This is a genomic window from Pseudomonas sp. B21-054 (genome assembly GCF_026016345.1).
Classification (GTDB): Bacteria; Pseudomonadota; Gammaproteobacteria; order Pseudomonadales; family Pseudomonadaceae; genus Aquipseudomonas.
The window spans coordinates 5644475-5665377 of the sequence record NZ_CP087204.1; the positions used below are offsets into that span (position 1 = coordinate 5644475).

Genomic DNA, 20903 nt, shown 5'->3' on the forward strand with positions numbered 1-20903 from the left:
AGCAGACCAGACCTTTGCTGAACACCAATCACCCGTATCCCCCTGATACATTTCATCAATCGGCCTGACGACGCAGGAATGCCGGGATGTCCAGGTAATCCAGATCGTCTTGCGGATTCATCTTCGCGGCAGTCGCAGCACCGGCCTGAGCCTGGTTGCGCATGACGGTCGGACGGTCCAGGTCACGGTAATTCACCGCAGGCGCTTCCTGACGGGCAGACGCTTGTTGTTGCGGTTGCGCAGCCATGGAGGTGTGAACGGTATTGTCGATGACCTTCACAGGCTTCTCGATTTTCGCGCCCAGACCAGTGGCAACCACGGTCACGTGCAGTTCGTCGCGCATGTCCGGATCGATAACGGTACCGACCTTGACCATCGCGTGCTCAGAAGCGAAGGCTTCGATGATGCTACCCACGTCGGAGTACTCACCCAGGGACAGGTCAGGACCGGCGGTGATGTTCACCAGGATGCCGCGTGCACCTTGCAGGTTCACGTCTTCGAGCAACGGGTTGCGAATGGCCGCTTCGGTGGCCTCGCGTGCACGGTTCGGACCGCTGGCGCAGCCAGTGCCCATCATCGCCATGCCCATTTCGCTCATGACAGTCCGTACGTCGGCAAAGTCGACGTTGATCATGCCCGGACGCTTGATGATGTCGGAGATACCGCGAACGGCACCGGCCAGTACATCGTCAGCCTTGGCGAAAGCCGACAGCAGGCTTGCGTCTTTACCGAGGATGGTCAGCAGCTTCTCGTTGGGAATGGTGATCAACGAGTCGACGCTTTCAGACAGCAGACGGATACCTTCGTCGGCGATCTGCATGCGCTTGCGACCTTCGAACGGGAACGGACGAGTCACCACCGCAACGGTGAGAATCCCCATTTCCTTGGCCACTTCGGCAATGATCGGCGCCGCACCGGTACCGGTACCGCCGCCCATGCCCGTGGTAATGAACACCATGTTGGTGCCCTGCAGGACTTCGGCAATACGCTCACGGTCTTCGAGAGCGGCCTGACGACCGACTTCAGGGTTGGCGCCGGCGCCCAGGCCTTTGGTTACGCCAGTGCCCAGTTGCAGGATGGTCCGCGCGCCGATGGATTTCAGCGCCTGGGCATCAGTGTTGGCGCAGATGAATTCAACGCCTTCAATGTTGCTCTTGACCATGTGGTTGACAGCGTTGCCGCCGCCACCGCCGACTCCGATTACCTTGATAACCGGGCTAGCGGGGATGTTGTCTACGAGTTCAAACATTTTCCCTCTCCTTACATTCTCTAGTTTTTTTCGCCTACTGCGTTTTTTACCGCCTTCCAGCGCCAAGCCTGAAACTTGCCGCGTGAAGCTTTGAACCTGTTTTAAAAATTGCCTTTCACCCAAGCCTGGAGCCGCTCGAACAGCGGCGCCTTCGGCTCGTCGTTGCTGTAGCTGTCGCGGCTGCCTATCCCTGAGAACGAAATCCCGTCGGACTGTTTCTGCAGGCCGTACATCAACAGGCCCACGCCGGTGGAATAGATCGGGTTGCGGACCACGTCATCCAGGCCCTTGACGCCATGTGGCACGCCCAGGCGCACCGGCATGTGGAAAATCTCTTCGGCCAGCTCGACCGCGCCTTCCATCTTCGACGTTCCGCCGGTCAGCACGATGCCGGCCGGAATCAGGTCTTCGTAGCCGCTGCGACGCAGTTCGGCCTGGATCAGCGTGAACAGTTCGTCGTAACGCGGCTCGACCACTTCGGCCAGGGCCTGGCGGGACAGCTCGCGTGGTGGACGGTCGCCGACGCTCGGCACCTTGATGGTTTCACCGGCACCGGCCAGTTTCGCCAGGGCGCAGGCGTAGCGGATCTTGATTTCCTCGGCGTACTGGGTCGGGGTACGCAGCGCCATGGCGATGTCGTTGGTCACCTGGTCGCCGGCAATCGGGATCACCGCGGTGTGGCGGATGGCGCCTTCGGTGAAGATCGCGATGTCGGTGGTGCCGCCGCCGATGTCCACCAGGCACACGCCCAGCTCCTTCTCGTCGTCGGTCAGCACCGAGTAGGCCGAGGCCAGTTGCTCGAGGATGATGTCGTCGATTTCCAGGCCGCAGCGGCGCACGCATTTTTCAATGTTCTGCGCTGCGTTCACGGCGCAGGTGACCACGTGGACCTTGGCTTCCAGACGCACGCCGGACATGCCCAGGGGCTCACGCACGCCTTCCTGGTTATCGATCACGTAATCCTGCGGCAGGGTGTGCAGCACACGCTGGTCGGCCGGGATCGCCACGGCCTGGGCCGCGTCGAGCACGCGTTCAAGGTCCGCGGAGCTGACTTCGCGATCACGGATCGCCACGATGCCGTGGGAGTTCAGGCTGCGGATGTGATTGCCCGCCACGCCGACGAACGCCGAGTGGATCCGGCAACCGGCCATCAGCTGCGCTTCTTCGATGGCGCGCTGGATCGATTGCACGGTGGACTCGATGTTCACCACCACGCCTTTTTTCAAGCCGCGGGACGGATGGGTACCGATCCCGACGATGACCAGCGTGCCGTCGTCCGCGACCTCGCCTACCAGCGCTACCACCTTGGAAGTGCCGATATCCAGACCGACGATCATTTTTCCGCTTTGCACGTTTGCCATGGGTCCTGCCTCTTCTTAATTCTTCGCGACGGCGGGGGCGGCCGTCGTGGGCGCTACAGGTTCCCGCCAGCCAACAGCCAGGCCGTTGGCGTAGCGCAGATCGATGCGCGCGATGTTCGTAATCTGTTCTTTAAGCGTCTTGTCATAGATGGCAATGAAACGGCGCATCTTTTCCACCAGGTTGCCGCGCCCGAGCAGCAGCTCGATGCCCGGTCCCGAGCTGCCCGCGCCAGTGGTCAGGAACCAGCTGCCGCGCTCACGCAATTCCAGGCGCGCGATGGAGAAGCCCAGGGGCCGCAACATCTGACTCAACACCTGGTATTGCTGCATCACTTGCTGCTGGGCCCGTTGAGGACCGAACAGTTGTGGCAAATGTTCGTAGTTCGCCAGTTCCCGCGGCGTGAACGCCTGGCCCTGGTTGTTCAGCAACGACTCGTCGCCCCAACGGGCCACCGGCAATTGTTCTTCCAGGCGAATAGACACCTGGTCAGGCCAAACCCGGCGCACTTCGGCATGGGCGATCCAGGGCATCTGCTCCAGTTCCGTGCGCATGCCCGCCAGGTCGATGGTGAAGAAGCTCGACGCCACGAACGGCGCGATCCGCTGCTGCACCGCTTGCTGGCTGATGTAGCTCAGGTCGCCCTGGACGTTGATCCGGGCAATCGGCCGGTCGGCATAAGGCAACAACCGTTGCGCGCCTTCATAGGTACCGAACCCCAACGCCACCAGCAGCACCGGCCAGAACAGGCTCTTGAGAAAACCAAAATTGGCTTTCGGCAAGCGCGCCGACATCGGCTCTTTAGCCACCATTCGGCTGGCACCCCGCGGCACCGGCTTGCGACCGGGTGCGGAGGGCTGATGACGAAGCGATGCGCCTTGCATGGCTTAACCTCTTGGCTCTTGAGTGCCGACACTGGCCGCCAGGATCGACAGCACCAGTTGCTGGAAATCCAGACCGGCGGCACGGGCCGCCATCGGTACCAGGCTGTGATCGGTCATGCCGGGCGCGGTGTTGACTTCCAGGAACCAGAACTGCCCATCGGCGTCCTGCATCACGTCCGCCCGGCCCCAACCGGCAATACCCAGCGCCTCACAGGCCTTGGCCGTGAGGTCCATCAGTTCTTTTTCCTTGGCAGCGTCCAGCCCGCAAGGAATGCGGTACTGGGTATCGTTGGCGACGTACTTGGCGTCGTAGTCGTAGAACGTGTGCGGTGTGCCCAGCGCAATCGGGGGCAACACCTGGTCACGCAGGGTGGCGATGGTGAACTCCGGACCAGTGATCCATTGCTCGACCAACACTTGCGAATCGTAGGAACTGGCGTCTTTCCATGCCGCGGTCAACTCAGGCAGCGAATTCACTTTCGCCATGCCGATACTTGAACCTTCATGGGCCGGTTTGACGATCAAAGGGAAGCCCAGTTCCGTGGCCGCCGAAATACAATCGGCCTCGGACGCCAGCACGGCGTGACGGGGCGTCGGAATGCCAAGGCTGTGCCAGACCTGCTTGGTGCGCAGTTTGTCCATCGCCAGGGCAGACGCCAGGATGCCGCTGCCGGTGTAGGGAATGCCCAGGCACTCGAGCAAGCCTTGCATGCTGCCGTCTTCACCGCCGCGGCCATGCAGAATGATGAACGCGCGGTCGATCTTCTCGTTCAGCAGGCGCTGCAGGAAGTCATCGCCCACGTCGATACCGAAGGCGTCGACACCGGCACTTTGCAGGGCTTGCAGCACGGCGTTGCCGGATTTGAGGGACACCTCGCGCTCGGCGCTCTTGCCGCCGAACAGCACGGCAACGCGGCCGAAGGCTTTCGGGTCAAGGGTCGAGACCAAATTGGCGTAGGCAGCAGTCATTTCAGTTTCCCCTCGCTGGGTGCCACGATTGCCCCGGCGAATAACGGACTTTTCAACAGTTTCGGGGCTAGGCCACCGATGTCACCGGCACCCTGGCACAACAGGATGTCGCCAGCGCGCAACAGCGGCTTGACCAGCGGCGCCAACTCCACGCCGCGCTCGATGTAGATCGGGTCCAACTGACCGCGCTGGCGAATGCTGTGGCACAGCTGACGGCTGTCGGCCCCCGGGATCGGCTCTTCACCGGCCGGATAGACTTCCATCAACAGCAGCACGTTGGCGTCGGCCAGCACCTGGACAAAATCGTCATACAGATCGCGGGTGCGGCTGTAGCGATGCGGTTGGTAGACCATCACCAGGCGCCGCTCCGGCCAGCCACCGCGCACGGCCTTGATCACCGCCGCGACTTCGGTCGGGTGGTGGCCGTAGTCGTCCACCAGCATTACGTTGCCGCCTTCCACCGGCAGTTCGCCGTAGACCTGGAAGCGTCGGCCCACGCCCTGGAACCCGGACAGGCCCTGGACGATGGCTTCATCGCTGACGCCTTCATCGGTGGCAATACAAATGGTCGCCAATGCGTTGAGCACGTTGTGGTTGCCGGGCATGTTCACCGACACATCCAGCGGCTCGCGGTCAGGGCGCAGCACGGTAAAGAACGTCTGCATGCCCTGCTGGCGCACGTTGATGGCGCGCACGTCGACGTCTTCGCCGAAACCGTAGGTCACGGTCGGACGCTTGATCAGCGGCAAAATCTCGCGCACCACCGGATCGTCCAGGCACACCACCGCCAGGCCGTAGAACGGCAGGTTGTGCAGGAACTCGACGAAGGTTTTCTTCAGTTTGTTGAAATCACCGTCGTAGGTCGCCATGTGGTCGGCGTCGATGTTGGTCACCACCGCCACCAGCGGTTGCAGGTGCAGGAAGCTCGCATCGCTCTCGTCGGCCTCGGCGATCAGGTAGCGGCTGGTGCCCAGTTGGGCATTGGTGCCCGCGGCATTCAGACGGCCACCGATCACGAAGGTCGGGTCCAGGCCACCGGCGGCGAACACCGAAGCGATCAGGCTGGTGGTGGTGGTCTTGCCGTGGGTACCGGCGACGGCGATGCCGTGGCGGTAGCGCATCAACTCGGCCAGCATCTCGGCCCGAGGCACCACGGGAATGCGGCGTTCCAGGGCGGTGGCGACTTCCGGGTTGGACGTGTTCACGGCGCTGGACACCACCAGCACGTCGGCATTGGCGGCGTTCTCGGCACGGTGGCCGATGAAAATCTGGGCGCCAAAGGACTCCAGGCGCTCGGTCACCGGGGACGCCTTGAGGTCCGAGCCGGAGACTTCATAGCCCAGGTTCAGCAGCACTTCGGCGATCCCGCACATGCCCACGCCGCCGATACCGACGAAGTGGATGCGGCGGATACGGCGCATTTCCGGTTGCGGCATGGCTTTGCGATTCTCAACCATGGGCCACCTCCAGGCAGGTATCGACCACTTGGGCCGTGGCATCGGGTTTGGCCAGGCGGCGGGCGGCGCGGGCCATGTCTTCAAGTCGTTGCGGCTGCATCAAAACCTCTGTCAGGCGGGCGGCAAGATCCGCGGCGCCAGTCGTTCTTTGCGGCATCAGGAAGGCTGCGCCTTCACGGGCCAAATAATCGGCATTGCGGGTCTGGTGATCGTCGATGGCGTGGGGCAAAGGCACCAGCATCGAGGGCAGACCGGCGGCAGCCAGTTCGCTGATGGTCAGCGCGCCTGCGCGGCAGACCACCAGGTCGGCCCAGCCATAGGCTTGGGCCATGTCTTTGATGAAAGGCTGCACTTGCGCCTCGACGCCGGCGGCGTGGTAGCGCTCGGCGGTCACTTCATCGTGGTTTTTGCCCGCCTGGTGAAACACTTCCGGCCGCAGTTCGGGGGCGACCTGGGACAAGGCTTCGGGCAGCAATTTGTTCAACGGTTCTGCCCCCAGGCTTCCGCCCAGGATCAGCAAACGCGCCTTGCGCCCAGCCAGGGCTGGGCGCGGTGTATCGAGGAACAGCTCGGTACGCACCGGATTACCGGTGGTACGGCGGCTGCCCGACAGGGTAAAGGTGTCGGGAAAGGCTTCACAGACCCGGGCGGCCAACGGCACCAGTAACCGATTGGCGGTACCGGCCACGGCGTTCTGCTCGTGAACGATCACCGGCACACCGGCCAGTTTTGCCGCAACCCCGCCAGGACCGGTCACATAACCACCAAACCCCACCACGCAGACCGGCCGCAGCCGGCGGATGATCGCCCGGGCCTGCCAGATCGACTTGAGCAGCATCAGCGGCGCCTTGAGCAACGACAGCTTGCCCTTGCCCCGCAGGCCGCTCGCGTCGATCCGGTGCAACTCCAGTCCGGCGCCGGGCACCAGTTCATTCTCGATGCCCCGTGGCGTACCCAGCCAGTGCACGGTGTAGCCGCGCGCCTGGAACTCGCGGGCACAGGCCAGCGCCGGGAATACATGCCCGCCGGTACCGCCCGCCATGATCAGCACGTTAGCGCCCATGGGTCGGCTCCTCGGCGAAGTCGCTCTCCTGGAATTCCATCTCTTCGCTGCCCAGATGGGTTCGACTCTCCCATTCGATGCGCAGCAACAAGCCGAGACAGGCACAGCAGATCACCAGGGAGCTGCCGCCATAACTGAGGAACGGCAACGTCAGGCCTTTGGTCGGCAACAGGCCGACGTTCACGCCGATGTTGATCAGGAACTGGCCGATCCACAGGAACGACAAGCCATAGGCCACGTAAGCGGCAAAGAATTGCTTGGCCTTCTCGGCCCACAAACCGATGTACATGCCGCGCACGCAAACGAACACGAACAAGGCAACCGTGCACAACGAGCCCACCACGCCCAGCTCTTCGGCCAGGACCGAGAACACGAAGTCGGTGTGGGCTTCGGGCAGGTAGAACTGCTTCTGCACGCTGTTGCCCAGGCCCACGCCCAGCCATTCACCGCGACCGAAGGCGATCAGTGCCTGGGTCAATTGATAGCCGGAACCGAACTGGTCGGCCCACGGGTCGGTGAAGGTAATCAGACGCGCCATCCGATAGGGTTGCGCCTGGACCAGCACGGTCACCGCGCCCACCGCCAGTGCCACCATCAAGGTGAAACGGAACAGCCCGACGCCGCCCAGGAACAGCATCGCCGCCGCCGCGCCCATCATCACCACCGTAGCACCGAAGTCCGGCTCCATCAGCAGCAGGCCCGCCATCGGCAGCAACACGATGAACGGCTTGAAGAACCCCATCCAACTTTCGCGTACTTCTTTCTGGCGACGCACCAGGTAACCGGCGAGGTAGATCACCACGAAGACCTTGGCGATTTCCGACGGCTGTACGTTGAAGAAGCTGAAGCCGATCCAGCGCATCGAACCGTTGACCTCGCGGCCAATACCCGGCAACAGCACCATCACCAACAGGCCAAAGGCACCGAGCAGCATCATCCAGCCCAAACGCTGCCAGGTGGCGATCGGCACCATCATGGTGACGATGCACGCGCCCAGGCCGATCACCAGGTAAATGAGGTGGCGGATCATGTGATAAAGCGTGTTGCCCGACTGCACGGCCGCCACTTCCGACGACGCAGAGGTGATCATCACCAGGCCCAGGCCCAGCAATGCCAGGCAACCGGCGAGCATCGGGAAATCCAGGTCGATGCCGCGCCCGGTGATCAACGGCGACGGGTACGGCTTGATGATATTCATCAGGCTCATGCCAAGTCCTCCGCAGCCCGGGCGAACAGCTGCCCGCGTTCTTCGTAGTTCTTGAACATGTCAAAACTGGCGCAGGCCGGTGACAGCAGCACCGCGTCGCCCGGTTGCGCCAGGGCACGGCATTGCTGCACCGCTTCGTCCAGCGAACCGACGCGCACCAGCGGCACGGCATCGCCGAGTGCCTGGGCGATCAACTCGCGGTCGCGCCCCATCAACACCACGGCGCGGCAGTTGGCCGCCACCGGATCGCGCAGGTCCTTGAAATCGGCGCCCTTGCCGTCGCCACCCGCGATCAGCACGAGTTTGCCTTCAATGTCTGCACCCAGCCCTTCGATAGCGGCCAGTGCGGCACCGACGTTGGTGGCCTTGGAATCGTTGTACCAGGCCACGCCATCGAGGTCGCGCACCCACTGGCAGCGGTGTTCGAGACCGGCAAAGGTACGCAGCGCCGAAAGCATGGCGTCGAATGGCAGGCCGACCGCGTGTCCCAGGGCCAGGGCCGCCAGGGCATTGGCCTGGTTATGGGCGCCACGAATCTTCAGTTCGCGCACCGGCATCAGGTTCTGGAATTCGAAGGCCAGGTATTTCTCGCCATTCTCTTCGCGCAAACCGAAGCCTTTGAAATCCGGAACGCCCAGGCCGAAGGACCAGCACGGCAGGCCTTCGCCCAGCAGCGGACGGGTCAGGGCGTCCTGGCGGTTGAACACCACTTGCCGGGCGCCACGGAAGATCCGGTGCTTGGCCAGGTGATAAGCCGGCAGGCCGCTGTAGCGGTCCATGTGGTCTTCACTGATGTTGAGCACGGTGGCCACTTCGGCGCCCAGGTGATCAGTGGTTTCGAGCTGGAAGCTCGACAACTCCATCACGTACAGCTCGACGTCGTCACTGAGCAGGTCCAGTGCCGGGGTACCGAGGTTGCCCCCCACGGCGACGCGCTTGCCGGCCGCAGCAGCCATTTCGCCCACCAGGGTGGTGACGGTGCTCTTGGCGTTGGAGCCGCTGATGGCGATGATCGGTGCCTTGGCATTACGCGCAAACAGCTCGATGTCGCCGGACAGTTTTACGCCACGGGCAGCCGCCGCCTGCAGGGCCGGCGTCGCCAGGGCCAGGCCGGGGCTCACGTAGAGCTCATCGGCGCGACACAGGAACTCGACGTCCAGCTCGCCACAACGCACGTCCACCTGGGGATAGTCACGGCGCAGCGTGGCCAGCTCAGGCGGACTTTCCCGCGTATCGGCCACGGCAAACGACACGCCCCGGTTCGCCAGGAAGCGAACCAGGGACATGCCGCTCTTGCCGAGGCCGACAACGATGCGGAAGTGGTCAGAAGCGATCAGGGACACTCGTTCTACCTCAGCTTCAGGGTGGCAAGGCCGATCAGCACCAGGATCACAGTGATGATCCAGAAACGGACGATCACACGCGGCTCGGGCCAGCCCTTGAGTTCAAAGTGGTGGTGAATCGGCGCCATGCGGAATACGCGGCGGCCGGTCAATTTAAAGGAAGCAACCTGAATGACGACTGACAGGGTCTCCATCACGAACACACCGCCCATGATGAACAGGACGATTTCCTGGCGGACGATGACGGCGATGGTGCCCAGGGCCGCGCCCAGCGCCAGCGCGCCGACATCGCCCATGAAGACTTGCGCCGGGTAGGTGTTGAACCACAAGAAGCCCAGGCCGGCACCGATCAGCGCACCGCAGAACACGATCAGCTCGCCCGCCCCCGGCACATAAGGGATCAGCAGGTATTCAGCGAATTTCACGTTACCCGACAGATAGCAGAAGATCCCCAGCGCGCCACCGACCATGACCGTCGGCATGATCGCCAGGCCGTCGAGGCCGTCGGTGAGGTTGACCGCATTGCTCGAACCGACGATAACCAGGTAGGTCAGCACAATGAAACCTGCGCCCAGCGGAATACTGTAGTCCTTGAGCATCGGCAGGATCAGGGTGGTTTCCACCGGCGAGGCGGCGGTCATATAAAGGAAGATCGCCGCACCAAGGCCGAACACTGACTGCCAGAAATATTTCCAGCGGCTCGGCAGCCCACGGGAGTTCTTCTCGATCACCTTGCGGTAGTCGTCGACCCAGCCGATGGCACCGAAGAGCAAGGTCACCAACAGCACGACCCAGACGTAACGGTTCGCCAGGTCGGCCCAGAGCAAGGTGCTGATACCAATGGACGACAGGATCAGCGCGCCGCCCATGGTCGGGGTGCCGGACTTGGACAGGTGCGACTGCGGGCCGTCGTTACGCACCGACTGGCCGATTTGCAGGTTCTGCAACGTGCGGATCATCCACGGGCCCAGGAACAGCGACAACGACAGCGCGGTCAGCACACCCAGGATCCCGCGCAGGGTCAGGTACTGGAAGACCGCGAAGCCTTTGTGGAACTGTTGCAGGTACTCCGCTAGCAGCAGCAGCATTAATGTTTCTCCATACGGGTGCCGCACAGCGCCGCAACGATGTTTTCCATCGCTGCGCTGCGTGAGCCCTTGATCAATAAGGTGGTGTTCGGGTCTTGCTCGGCGCCCAAGGCCTGGATCAGCTCGGCCTGAGTGGTGAAATGCTGTGCGTGTTCGCCAAACGCGGCGACCGCATGGGCCATCATCGGGCCGACGGCATACAGCGCGTCAACTTTGCCGCGGGCATAGGCCCCGACATCGTGATGGCCCTGCTGCGCCCACTCGCCCAGCTCGCCGATATCCCCCAGCACCAGCACGGTACGGCCGGAGAAACCGGCAAGGATATCCACCGCCGCGCACATGGACGTCGGGTTGGCGTTGTAGGTGTCGTCGATCACGCGCATGCCATTGCTGGCCAGTTGCGCGACGGAGCGCCCCTTGACCGGCTGCACCGCGTTCAGCCCGGCGACGATGCCCGGCAGCGACACGCCCAGCGCATGGGCGGCAGCCGCTGCGGCCAGGGCGTTGGCGACGTTATGGGTGCCGAGCAGGTTCAACTGGATCCGCTCGGCACCGTCGGGGCTGTGTAGGTTGAAGGCCGGGCAACCACGGGCATCGCGGTCCAGGTCGCTGGCGTAGAAATTCGCGGCAAGATTACTCAGGGCAAAGGTCAGCACCTTGCGCTCGCCCGCCCGGGCTTTCCAGATTTCGAACGCCTTGTCGTCGAGATTCAGCACGGCGACACCATCGGCATCCAGCCCTTCGATGATCTCGCCCTTGGCCTCGACGATTTTTTCCGGGCCGCCGAACTCGCCGACGTGGGCGGTCCCGGCGTTGTTGAGCACCGCCACGTGGGGTTTGGTCATGGCCACGGTGTAGGCAATTTCGCCAAGCCGCGAAGCGCCCAGTTCAATGACTGCAGCGCTGTGTTCCGGCGCCAGTTCCAACAAGGTCAGCGGGACGCCGAGGTCATTGTTCAGGTTGCCACGGGTCGCCAGCACCAGACCGCGCGTGCGCAGGATGCTTGCAAGCATTTCCTTGACGGTGGTCTTGCCGCTGGAACCGGTGATGGCCGCCACCGGCTTGTCAAACCCGGCGCGGTTCAACGCACCCAGTTGGCCCAAGGCCTGACGGGTGTCAGCGACCAGCAACTGCGGCAGTGTACTGTTGGTCACTTCCCGCTCGACCAATGCCGCGACCGCCCCTTTGGCGGCGACTTCGTTCAAGTAATCGTGGCCATCGAAACGCGGTCCGGCCAGGGCGACGAACAGCTGCCCCGGAGCAATGGCCCGGCTGTCGATGCTGACGCCGTCGAAGCTGGCGTCCGCGGCGATGAGGCGCGCATTCAGGGCGTTGGTCAGTTCGCTGAGTTTCAGGGGCTTAAGCATGGGCCACCTCCCACGCAGTCAGGGCGTGATCGGCTTCCACCAGGTCGGAGAAAGCATGGCGTTCGCCATTGATTTCCTGATAGTCCTCGTGCCCCTTGCCGGCCAGGACAATCACATCGTCCGCCGAAGCGCTCGCGATCAGCTGGGCAATCGCCTGGCCGCGACCGGCCACGAACGTGACGTTGTCCACCACCGAGAAGCCAGCGCGGATGTCGTCGAAGATCTGCAATGGGTCTTCGGTACGCGGGTTATCGTCAGTGACCAGCACACCGTCTGCCAGGCGCTCGACCACTTCGGCCATCAGCGGACGCTTGCCGCGATCACGATCGCCACCGCAGCCGAACAGGCACAGTAACTTGCCCTTGGCATGAGGACGCAGGGCCGTGAGGACTTTTTCCAACGCGTCGGGGGTATGGGCGTAATCGACCACCACCAGCGGCTGCGCCCCACCGCCCAAGCGCTGCATGCGCCCAGCCGGGCCTTCGAGCTTCGGCAGGACCTTGAGGATTTCGTCCAGCGCATAGTCCAGGCCAAGCAAGGCGCCGATGGCGGCCAATACGTTGCTCAGGTTGAAACGACCCAGCAAAGTGCTGCGCAGGTGGTGCTCGCCCTGGGGCGTGACCAACGTGGCGCGCACGCCTTCGTCGGTGAACTGCGCCTGACGTATATAAAGGTAGGCGCTGGCATCTTCCAGGCTGTAGGTGATCAACCGGGACTCGCCTTTTTCGGCGGCCAATTGCCGGCCGAAGTCGTCATCGAGGTTGATGACCCGGCATTTCAAGTCGTTCCAGGCAAACAGCTTGGCCTTGGCTTCGCCGTAGGCCTGCATGGTGCCGTGGTAATCCAGGTGATCCCGAGACAGGTTGGTCAGCACGGCGACGTCAAAGGCCAGCGCGGTCACGCGTCCCTGGTCCAAGCCGTGGGAAGACACTTCCATGGCAACGGCCTTGGCCCCGGCCTTCTTCAGGTCCGCCAGGGTCGCTTGCACGGCGATCGGGTTCGGCGTGGTGTGCAGGCCACTTTCCAGTGCGCCGTGAAAGCCGTTGCCCAGGGTCCCGACGATGCCGCAATGCTGGCCGAGCAGGTCCAGAGCCTGGGCCACCAGTTGGGTCACGCTGGTCTTGCCGTTGGTGCCGGTCACACCGATCAGGTTCAAGTGACGGCTTGGGTCGCCATAGAAACGCCCGGCGATATCCGACAACTGCGCCGCCAACCCCTTGACCGGGATCAGGGGAACGTCGGTGATCGGCAACACGGTCGCGCCCGCCACTTCATACGCCACGGCCGCCGCGCCGCGCTTCAAGGCATCGGCGATGTGGGCACGGCCATCGAACCGGGCGCCCGGCACGGCCAGGAACAGATCCCCGGCGCGGACATTGCGGCTATCCAGGGCCAGCTCGCGAATCAGCAGGTCGTGACCGGCGTGGGCAAAAATCTTGTTCAGGCTCAGGGACATCAGCCACGCCCTCCTTCGGCTTTCAAGGGCACGACCGGTGCGGTGTTCGCTTGCTGGGTCGGCGGCAGGTTGTCCGGGGTAATGTTCATCAGGCGCAGGGTGCCGGACATCACTTTGCTGAACACCGGCGCCGAGACCAAGCCACCGAAGTAACCGGCCTTGCTCGGTTCGTCGATGACCACCACGATGGCGTAGCGCGGGTCGCTCATCGGACCAAAACCGGCGAACAGCGAGCGGTAGGAGTTCTCGGCATAGCCTTTGGTGCCCACGGAGGTCTTACGGGCCGTACCCGATTTGCCTGCAACGTGATAGGCCGGCACCTGGGCGCGATAGACACCACGGGGCGCCTCGATCACCTGTTGCAACATGCCCTGCATGGTCTTGGCGACGTTTTCCGGGATCACTTGGGTGGTCTGCGGTGCCTTGTCGGTCTTGATCAGGGTCAGGGGGGCGATGCGCCCGTTGTTCGCCAGCGCGGAAAACGCGTGGACCAACTGGATCGCCGTCACCGAAACCCCGTAGCCGTAGGACAAGGTGGCCGTTTCAGCCTTGCGCCAGTCGCGGTAGTTCGGCAGGTTGCCGACACGTTCGCCCGGGAAGCCCAGGCCAGTGTCCTGACCGAGACCGATTTTCTGGGCCAGGCGATAAATCGTCTCGCCGCCGATATCGAAGGCAATCTTGCTCATGCCCACGTTACTGGAGTTGATCAGGATGCCGGTCAGGTCGAGCACCGGGCCTTCGGTCTTGGACACATCGCGAATGGTGTACTTGCCGATCTGCAAGGTACCCGGATACACCTCGACGGTGTCGCTCGGCTTCCAGCGCCCGGTTTCCAGGGCGGCGGCCATGGACACGGCCTTCATGGTCGAACCCGGTTCGAACACATCGATCATTGCGCGGTTGCGCATCATCGCCGGTTGCAGGTTGCGACGGTTGTTCGGGTTGTAGGTCGGCTGGTTGACCATGGCCAGGATCTCGCCGGTCTTCACGTCCATGATCACCAGGCTGCCGGCCTTGGCACCGTTCTCGACGATGGCATTGCGCAGCTCACGGTTGGCCAGGTATTGCAGGCGCAGATCAATGGACAACGCCAAGGGCTTGCCGGCCTTGGCGTTTTTGGTGACTTGGACATCCTTGATCAGCCTGCCGCGCCGATCCTTGATGACTTGTCGCTTGCCGGCAACCCCGGCGAGCCATTCGTCATAGGCCAGTTCGACGCCCTCTCGCCCCCGGTCATCGATGTCGGTAAACCCGACCATATGGGCCGTGACTTCACCGGCCGGATAGAAACGCCGGAACTCTTCGATGCCATAGACGCCCGGCACCTTGAGGTCGAGCACGCTCTGGCCTTGCTCAGGCGTCAAGCCGCGCACCAGATAGATGAATTCTTTATTGGCCTGGGCTTCGAGACGCTCGGCCAGGGCCTTGGGATCCTGGCCGAGGGCGGCAGCCAATGCGGGCCACTTTTCCTTGGCTTGCTGCATTTCCTTGGCGTTCGCCCACAAGGTGGTGACCGGGGTACTCACGGCCAATGGCTCGCCATTGCGGTCAGTGATCAGGCCACGGTGGGCCGGAATCGGAATATGACGCACGCTACGGGCATCGCCCTGCCCCTTGAGGAAGTCACGGTCGACGACTTGCAGGTCGATGATGCGCCACGAAATCGCCGCCACCATGATCCCGAGCAACCCCATGACCAGGCGGAACCGCCACGGGAACAGCGCCCCTTCGAGTTTCATCATGGCGTCACCATCTGCACTTCGGCAGCGCCGGGGATGCGCATTTTCAATTGCTCGGTGGCCAATACTTCGATACGGCTATGGGCAGTCCAGGTGCTCTGCTCCAGGATCAGCCGGCCCCACTCGGCCTGCGCCTTGTCGCGCACACTCAGCTCGTTGTAGAGGGAATTGAGCAACTGCCGGTTCCAGTGCGCGCTATAGGACACGGCAATGGCCGACACGAGCACGCCGATAAACAGCAGCAGCATGAAAAAGCTGCCGCCAGGCAGTGGCTTGGCGAAGAGCTTGCTCACCGCAATTTCTCCGCAACACGCATGACCGCGCTACGGGCGCGCGGATTGGCCTTGAGTTCAGCCTCGGAGGCGAACTGCGCCTTGCCATGGATCTTGATTTTTGGCACGAAGGCTTCAAAACGCACCGGCAGGTTGCGCGGCAGGTTATCGGCTTCGCCCTTGGTGAGCTTGCGCATGAACAGCTTGACGATACGATCTTCCAGGGAATGGAAGCTGATCACCACCAGCCGACCGCCGATCTCAAGCGCTTCAAGGGCCGCTTCAAGGCCGGCCTCGAGGTCACCCAGCTCGTTATTGACGTGGATGCGCAAGCCCTGGAAAGCACGGGTCGCTGGGTTCTTGCCCTTCTCCCAGGCCGGGTTGGCGACTTTCAGCACTTCGGCCAGGTCGCCGGTGCGCTCGAAAGGCTTGATGTCACGACGCTCGACCACGGCGCGGGCCATGCGGCCGGAGAAACGCTCTTCGCCGTATTCCTTGAAGACACGGGCGATTTCTTCCACCGGGGCAGTGTTGACGAATTCGGCGGCGCTAATCCCACGGGACGGATCCATGCGCATGTCCAACGGGCCGTCATTGAGAAAACTGAAACCGCGCTCCGGGTCATCCAGCTGTGGCGAAGACACGCCCAGGTCGAGCAGCACGCCACTGACCTTGCCGGCCAGGCCGCGCCCGGCGACTTCCGAGCCCAGCTCGGCGAAGCTGCGCTGCACAATGACAAAGCGGCCGTCTTCGGCCGCCAGCGCTTGCCCGGTGGCAATCGCTTGAGGATCCTTGTCGAACCCCAGCAACCGGCCGTCCGGACCGAGCTGGCTGAGGATCAACCGGCTGTGCCCGCCGCGCCCGAACGTGCCGTCCAGATAGCAGCCATCAGGACGTACGGCGAGGGCCTCGACGGCCTCGTCCAGCAGTACGGTGATGTGGTTAAAGCCGCTATCAATAGTCACAGGATCAAATCACGCAGTTCATCAGGCATGGCGCCCGGTTGTTGAATAGCAGCGAGGTCGGCGGCAGAAACCGCATTCCAGGCATCTTCGTCCCACAATTGGAACTTGTTCAGTTGGCCCACCAGCATCGCGCGCTTGTCCAGCTTGGCGTACTCGCGCAGGCGCGGTGGAACCAGGAAACGACCGCTGCCATCGAGTTCGAGGTCGACGGCATTACCGATCAGCAAGCGTTGCAAGCGGCGGTTTTCTTCTCGTAGCGAAGGCAGCGTGCGCAGTTTGGTTTCGATGATTTCCCACTCATCAAGGGGGTAAACGCACAAACATGGGTCAACGGCGTCGATCGTGACGATTAACTGCCCGGAACTTCGCGAAACGAGCTCGTCACGATACCGGCTCGGCATGGCGAGACGGCCTTTTGCATCGAGACTGATAGCGTTAGCTCCGCGAAACACGTCAGCGTTTCTCCACTTTTTGGCGTTTTACGTTCAAAAAAACCCACTTCATGCCACTTTCCGCCACTTGCGCACACTATAGGAATGCGCCCACCGCACCGTCAAGGCGCGGATTGAAGGAAAAGCCTTATAGATCGGAGATTTAGGAGCGTTTCAGGAGGAGTAACAAGAATCTGACGTAGGAAATTTCACCTCAACCCGAATGAGCACAGGAGGCTGCGCGCACAAGTTAAAGTGATTTGTTAAGAGTAAGATTTTTTTGGTATTAGGAACTGCGTCTGCCAGTGATTCCGGCAGGGGGGGAAAAAGGTGGAGAGTCGATCTGTAAGCCGGGTTCTGTCTTGAACAGTCATTCGTCTACGATGGCCATCACTGGACATCTTTAGCAACCTACCCGGTCCCAGCGCGGGCCACGCCTTGGGACCCTATTTGGTCTTGCTCCAAGTGGGGTTTACCTAGCCACGAACTGTTGCCAGACGTGCGGTGCGCTCTTACCGCACCTTTTCACCCTTACCGGCGCCGAAGCGCTTAGGCGGTTATTTTCTGTGGCACTTTCCGTAGGCTCACGCCTCCCAGGCATTACCTGGCACTTCGCCCTATGGAGCCCGGACTTTCCTCCCCCCCCTAATTCTCATAGAGGGCAGCGACTGTCCGATCGACTCTCCGCCGCGAAGGTTAACGGTAGAGCGCTCGAAGAACAAGCGCTAAAAGCCTTTGGCCAGCCCCGTGTCCCGGTTTCACTGGTCCTTCTGTTTTTCCAGCGCGACTTGATACAGCACGTTCTTGCGCTCGCCAGTGATTTGCGCCGCGAGGGCGGCGGCGCGCTTGAGGGGCATTTCCTCAAGTAGCAGGTTCAGGATGCGCATCGCTTCGCTGCTGACGGCCTCTTCGCTCTCCGGCGCCGTCCAACCCGCCACCAGTACCACGCATTCGCCGCGCTGCTGATTGCTATCGTTTTCGACAAACGCCCGCAACTCGGCCAATGGCAGCCCCTTGAGGGTTTCGAAGGTTTTGGTCAGCTCACGGGCCAGCAGCGCCGGACGCTCGGCACCGAACACCAGCTCCATGTCTTGCAGGCATTCGAGAATGCGGTGCGGCGCCTCATAAAAGATCAGCGTGCGCGGCTCTTCCTTTATAGCTTCCAGACGCGCCCGTCGCCCCACCGCCTTGGCCGGCAGAAAGCCTTCGAAGATAAAACGGTCCGACGGCAAGCCTGCCGCCGACAGCGCCGCGATCAATGCACAGGCCCCTGGCACCGGCACCACACTGATGCCAGCCGCTCGAGCCTGACGTACCAGATGATAGCCAGGGTCGGAAATCAGCGGCGTACCCGCATCGGAAATCAGCGCGACGTTATCGCCTGCCAGTAGCCGGGTAATGAAACGACTGCCTTCGTCGCGCTCATTGTGCTCATGACAGGCGGCCAACGGGGTGGAGATGCCGAAATGCTGCAGCAGGCGCAGGGAATGGCGCGTGTCTTCGGCTGCGATGAGGGCAACCTCTTGCAGGATTTTCAGCGCGCGGGCACTGATATCGTCCAGGTTGCCGATGGGCGTCGCCACCACATAAAGCGAGCCGGCAGCGGAATTCAAAGCACCTGGAGCAGTCAAAGCGCACACCTCATGATCGGTAAAAACCGCCATTGTAGCGTGTGCCGGCCGTCTCAGCTGTTCACCACAGAGGCAATACCCTGTCTTTGTTGCGCGCCGCACTCTTGGAAATACCTAAATTGATCGATTCACGCCACTAACATCGCGCCCCGGCCAGTGCTTGGGTACAATTCGACGCTTATTTGATCTCGTATCAGGAACACTTACATGATCGCTTGCCTGCGGCTGCTCTCCGCCCTCTGCCTCGCTGCCCTCCTGGCGGCCTGCGCCAGCTCGCCCTCGTCCAGCCTTGGCGAGCTTCCACGGACCCCGGATGCCAGTATCGAGCAGTTGCTCGAACAGGCCGCCCAAAGTAAAACACCGGAAAAAGCCGCCCTGTTGCGCCTGAGCGCAGCCGACCTGGCCTACCGCCAGGGCAACGCGGGCCAATCCGCGCAGATCCTGCAACAAGTGCCCATGGAGCAACTCAAGCCTGGCCAGCAGATTTTCGCCAGCACCCTGGCGGCCGAACTGGCGATGACGCGCAACCAGCCCAAGGCCGCGTTGACCGCCCTGGGCCACCCAAGCCTGCAACACCTGAGCGAGCTGCCGGTGGAACAGCAGGTCCGCACCGGCACCGTTCGCGCCCGCGCCCTCGAAGCCGACGGCCAGACCCTGGCGGCCGCCAAGGAGCGCATCTTCATCGCGCCTCTGCTTGAGAATGAAGCCGCGGCGAAAAACCACGAGGCGATCTGGTCCCTGATCGCCTCGCTGCCCACCGATCAACTGCAACCGACCACCACCGACGACCTCGGCGGCTGGCTGAGCCTGGCCCAGGCCGTGAAAACCGCCGGCACCCTGGAACAGCAACAAGCGGCTATCGACAGCTGGCGCGAACAGAACCCGAAGCACCCGGCCGCCCTCCAGCTGCCGACACCGCTGGTCAAGCTCAAGGAGCTGGCGAGCCAGCCATTGAGCAAGATCGCCGTGCTGCTGCCCCAGACCGGCCCGCTGGCCGCCGTCGCCAAAGCCTTGCGTGAAGGTTTCATGGCTGCGCACTACCAGGCCCAACAGGCCGGGCAGAAGCCACCCAGCATCCAGTTCTACGACAGCGCCAGCCTGACCTCCATGGACGAGTTCTACCGCAAGGCCCAGGCTGACGGCGTGCAACTGGTCGTCGGCCCGCTGGAAAAACCCCTGGTCAAACAGCTCAGCACTCGTCCGCAACTGCCGATCACCACCCTGGCACTCAACTACAGCGAAGGCGAACAAGGCCCGGCCCAACTGTTCCAGTTCGGCCTGGCTGCCGAGGACGAAGCACGCGAAGTCTCCCGCCGCGCCCGCGCCGATGGCCTGCATCGCGCAGCCGTCATGGTGCCGAAAAGTGAATGGGGTGATCGCGTATTGAAAGCCTTCAGCCAAGACTGGCAGGCCAACGGCGGCAGCATCGTCGCTGTGGAGCGGGTCGACCAGCCGGTGCAACTGGCCCAGCAGATCGCCGATATGTTCCAGCTGCGCCAGAGCGAAGGTCGCGCCAAGAGCCTGCAAAACACCGTGGGCAGCACGGTCGCGGCCCAGCCGTCCCGGCGCCAGGACATTGAGTTCATTTTCCTGGCCTCGACTCCGCAGCAAGCCCAGCAGATCAAGCCGACCTTGAACTTCCAGTACGCCGGCGACGTGCCGGTCTACGCGACTTCGCTGGTGTTCAGCGCCAGCGGCGATCAGAACCAGTACAACGATATGAATGGCGTTCGCTTCTGCGAAACCCCTTGGCTGCTCGATGCCAATGATCCGCTGCGCAAGCAGGTCACCGCGCAGTGGCCCCAGGCAGGTGGCAGCATGGGTCGACTGTATGCGATGGGCGCAGACGCCTATCGCCTGGCGCCGCGCCTGGGTCAGCTCAAGACGTTGCCGGACAGCCGCATCGAAGGCCTGACAGGCAGCCTGGCAGTCTCACCCTCTCAACGCGTGCAGCGTCAATTGCCTTGGGCCGAGTTCGTCAATGGCCAGGTCCAGCGCCTGCCGGACACCCAGCGCTGATGCCAGACCAGTCACGCCAGCAAAGCGGACGGGATGCCGAGGGCCAGGCCCTCGCGCATCTCCAGCAACACGGTCTACGACTGCTGGCGCAGAACTGGTTATGTAAACGCGGCGAGCTTGATCTGGTCATGCTTGATGGCGATACAGTAGTATTCGTCGAAGTCCGCTACAGAAAAAATACCCAATGGGGCGGTGCGCTCGACAGCATCGACGGGCGCAAGCGCCAGAAGCTGATTCTCGCCGCGCAGTATTTTTTGCAAAGGGAGTCTCGCTGGGCCGATCACCCCTGCCGTTTCGACGTGGTTGCCATCGACAGCAACGCCGACCAGTTGAACTGGCTGCAAAACGCCTTCGATAGCTGAACCCCTATGCCGAGCCGGACACTTTCACTTAACTTTTTTGCT

The 20903-nt window shown here is 62.6% G+C and carries 18 protein-coding genes and 1 other RNA gene; 2 read left to right on the top strand and 17 right to left on the bottom strand.

Annotation, left to right across the window (positions count from 1 at the left end; translation table 11 throughout):
* Positions 1-55: 55 nt before the first annotated feature.
* The 17 genes from ftsZ to rsmI all read right to left on the bottom strand — a co-directional run bounded on the left by ftsZ (position 56) and on the right by rsmI (position 18513).
* The gene (ftsZ, locus tag LOY70_RS24440) at positions 56-1249 is read right to left on the bottom strand and encodes a cell division protein FtsZ (RefSeq protein ID WP_265029611.1); all 1194 of its coding nucleotides are present in this window, start codon (positions 1247-1249) and stop codon (positions 56-58) included.
* Positions 1250-1350: 101 nt separating this feature from the next.
* Complete coding sequence (gene ftsA / locus LOY70_RS24445) at positions 1351-2610, bottom strand: cell division protein FtsA (protein ID WP_003178237.1); 1260 nt, start codon at positions 2608-2610, stop codon at positions 1351-1353.
* Between the two features lie 15 nt (positions 2611-2625).
* Positions 2626-3492, bottom strand: coding sequence for a cell division protein FtsQ/DivIB (locus tag LOY70_RS24450; RefSeq protein ID WP_025215394.1), 867 nt, complete (start codon positions 3490-3492; stop codon positions 2626-2628).
* A gap of 3 nt (positions 3493-3495) precedes the next feature.
* Positions 3496-4461 carry a D-alanine--D-alanine ligase gene (locus tag LOY70_RS24455; protein ID WP_265029612.1) on the bottom strand — a complete coding sequence of 322 codons (966 nt, stop codon included), beginning with the start codon at positions 4459-4461 and terminating at the stop codon, positions 3496-3498.
* Positions 4458-5918 carry a UDP-N-acetylmuramate--L-alanine ligase gene (murC, locus tag LOY70_RS24460; protein WP_265029613.1) on the bottom strand — a complete coding sequence of 487 codons (1461 nt, stop codon included), beginning with the start codon at positions 5916-5918 and terminating at the stop codon, positions 4458-4460. The genes LOY70_RS24455 and murC overlap by 4 nt, the downstream gene beginning before the upstream one ends.
* Entirely contained in the window at positions 5911-6981 is a 1071-nt protein-coding gene (gene murG, locus LOY70_RS24465; RefSeq protein ID WP_265029614.1) for an undecaprenyldiphospho-muramoylpentapeptide beta-N-acetylglucosaminyltransferase, read from the bottom strand. The genes murC and murG overlap by 8 nt, the downstream gene beginning before the upstream one ends.
* Entirely contained in the window at positions 6971-8188 is a 1218-nt protein-coding gene (ftsW, locus tag LOY70_RS24470) for a putative lipid II flippase FtsW (protein ID WP_025215398.1), read from the bottom strand. The genes murG and ftsW overlap by 11 nt, the downstream gene beginning before the upstream one ends.
* Positions 8185-9531, bottom strand: a complete 1347-nt coding sequence (gene murD, locus LOY70_RS24475; protein WP_265029615.1) for a UDP-N-acetylmuramoyl-L-alanine--D-glutamate ligase — start codon at positions 9529-9531, stop codon at positions 8185-8187. Before murD ends, ftsW begins: the two co-directional genes overlap by 4 nt.
* 5 nt (positions 9532-9536) lie before the next feature.
* On the bottom strand, positions 9537-10619 hold the full coding sequence (gene mraY / locus LOY70_RS24480) for a phospho-N-acetylmuramoyl-pentapeptide-transferase (RefSeq protein ID WP_003205349.1): 1083 nt from the start codon (positions 10617-10619) through the stop codon (positions 9537-9539).
* Positions 10619-11986 (bottom strand): UDP-N-acetylmuramoyl-tripeptide--D-alanyl-D-alanine ligase, encoded by a 1368-nt coding sequence (locus LOY70_RS24485; RefSeq protein WP_265029616.1) that lies wholly within the window; start codon positions 11984-11986, stop codon positions 10619-10621. Before LOY70_RS24485 ends, mraY begins: the two co-directional genes overlap by 1 nt.
* Positions 11979-13442, bottom strand: a complete 1464-nt coding sequence (locus tag LOY70_RS24490; RefSeq protein WP_265029617.1) for a UDP-N-acetylmuramoyl-L-alanyl-D-glutamate--2,6-diaminopimelate ligase — start codon at positions 13440-13442, stop codon at positions 11979-11981. Before LOY70_RS24490 ends, LOY70_RS24485 begins: the two co-directional genes overlap by 8 nt.
* The gene (locus LOY70_RS24495) at positions 13442-15181 is read right to left on the bottom strand and encodes a peptidoglycan D,D-transpeptidase FtsI family protein (protein WP_185045939.1); all 1740 of its coding nucleotides are present in this window, start codon (positions 15179-15181) and stop codon (positions 13442-13444) included. The genes LOY70_RS24490 and LOY70_RS24495 overlap by 1 nt, the downstream gene beginning before the upstream one ends.
* A complete protein-coding gene (gene ftsL, locus LOY70_RS24500) occupies positions 15181-15474 on the bottom strand; it encodes a cell division protein FtsL (protein WP_025215403.1) in 294 nt (97 codons plus the stop codon). Before ftsL ends, LOY70_RS24495 begins: the two co-directional genes overlap by 1 nt.
* The gene (gene rsmH / locus LOY70_RS24505) at positions 15471-16418 is read right to left on the bottom strand and encodes a 16S rRNA (cytosine(1402)-N(4))-methyltransferase RsmH (protein ID WP_404942605.1); all 948 of its coding nucleotides are present in this window, start codon (positions 16416-16418) and stop codon (positions 15471-15473) included. The genes ftsL and rsmH overlap by 4 nt, the downstream gene beginning before the upstream one ends.
* Positions 16415-16870 carry a division/cell wall cluster transcriptional repressor MraZ gene (gene mraZ / locus LOY70_RS24510; RefSeq protein ID WP_265029618.1) on the bottom strand — a complete coding sequence of 152 codons (456 nt, stop codon included), beginning with the start codon at positions 16868-16870 and terminating at the stop codon, positions 16415-16417. The genes rsmH and mraZ overlap by 4 nt, the downstream gene beginning before the upstream one ends.
* A 309-nt stretch (positions 16871-17179) precedes the next feature.
* Positions 17180-17533, bottom strand: an RNA gene (rnpB, locus tag LOY70_RS24515) — RNase P RNA component class A.
* A 74-nt stretch (positions 17534-17607) separates the two neighbouring features.
* Complete coding sequence (gene rsmI / locus LOY70_RS24520) at positions 17608-18513, bottom strand: 16S rRNA (cytidine(1402)-2'-O)-methyltransferase (RefSeq protein WP_265029619.1); 906 nt, start codon at positions 18511-18513, stop codon at positions 17608-17610.
* A gap of 174 nt (positions 18514-18687) precedes the next feature.
* Between rsmI and LOY70_RS24525 the strand changes: the two genes are divergently transcribed.
* Positions 18688-20499: a penicillin-binding protein activator gene (locus tag LOY70_RS24525; RefSeq protein ID WP_265029620.1), complete on the top strand. Its 1812-nt coding sequence runs from the start codon at positions 18688-18690 to the stop codon at positions 20497-20499.
* A complete protein-coding gene (locus tag LOY70_RS24530) occupies positions 20499-20861 on the top strand; it encodes a YraN family protein (RefSeq protein ID WP_123344353.1) in 363 nt (120 codons plus the stop codon). Before LOY70_RS24525 ends, LOY70_RS24530 begins: the two co-directional genes overlap by 1 nt.
* The last annotated feature ends 42 nt before the right edge of the window (positions 20862-20903 follow it).

What these genes read in the sequence shown, in the direction of transcription:
- ftsZ (WP_265029611.1), bottom strand. Translation starts at nt 1,249, where the DNA reads ATGTTTGAACTCGTAGACAACATCCCCGCTAGCCCGGTTATCAAGGTA.
- ftsA (WP_003178237.1), bottom strand. Translation starts at nt 2,610, where the DNA reads ATGGCAAACGTGCAAAGCGGAAAAATGATCGTCGGTCTGGATATCGGC.
- LOY70_RS24450 (WP_025215394.1), bottom strand. Translation starts at nt 3,492, where the DNA reads ATGCAAGGCGCATCGCTTCGTCATCAGCCCTCCGCACCCGGTCGCAAG.
- LOY70_RS24455 (WP_265029612.1), bottom strand. Translation starts at nt 4,461, where the DNA reads ATGACTGCTGCCTACGCCAATTTGGTCTCGACCCTTGACCCGAAAGCC.
- murC (WP_265029613.1), bottom strand. Translation starts at nt 5,918, where the DNA reads ATGGTTGAGAATCGCAAAGCCATGCCGCAACCGGAAATGCGCCGTATC.
- murG (WP_265029614.1), bottom strand. Translation starts at nt 6,981, where the DNA reads ATGGGCGCTAACGTGCTGATCATGGCGGGCGGTACCGGCGGGCATGTA.
- ftsW (WP_025215398.1), bottom strand. Translation starts at nt 8,188, where the DNA reads ATGAGCCTGATGAATATCATCAAGCCGTACCCGTCGCCGTTGATCACC.
- mraY (WP_003205349.1), bottom strand. Translation starts at nt 10,619, where the DNA reads ATGCTGCTGCTGCTAGCGGAGTACCTGCAACAGTTCCACAAAGGCTTC.
- LOY70_RS24485 (WP_265029616.1), bottom strand. Translation starts at nt 11,986, where the DNA reads ATGCTTAAGCCCCTGAAACTCAGCGAACTGACCAACGCCCTGAATGCG.
- LOY70_RS24490 (WP_265029617.1), bottom strand. Translation starts at nt 13,442, where the DNA reads ATGTCCCTGAGCCTGAACAAGATTTTTGCCCACGCCGGTCACGACCTG.
- LOY70_RS24495 (WP_185045939.1), bottom strand. Translation starts at nt 15,181, where the DNA reads ATGAAACTCGAAGGGGCGCTGTTCCCGTGGCGGTTCCGCCTGGTCATG.
- rsmI (WP_265029619.1), bottom strand. Translation starts at nt 18,513, where the DNA reads ATGGCGGTTTTTACCGATCATGAGGTGTGCGCTTTGACTGCTCCAGGT.
- LOY70_RS24525 (WP_265029620.1), top strand. Translation starts at nt 18,688, where the DNA reads ATGATCGCTTGCCTGCGGCTGCTCTCCGCCCTCTGCCTCGCTGCCCTC.
- LOY70_RS24530 (WP_123344353.1), top strand. Translation starts at nt 20,499, where the DNA reads ATGCCAGACCAGTCACGCCAGCAAAGCGGACGGGATGCCGAGGGCCAG.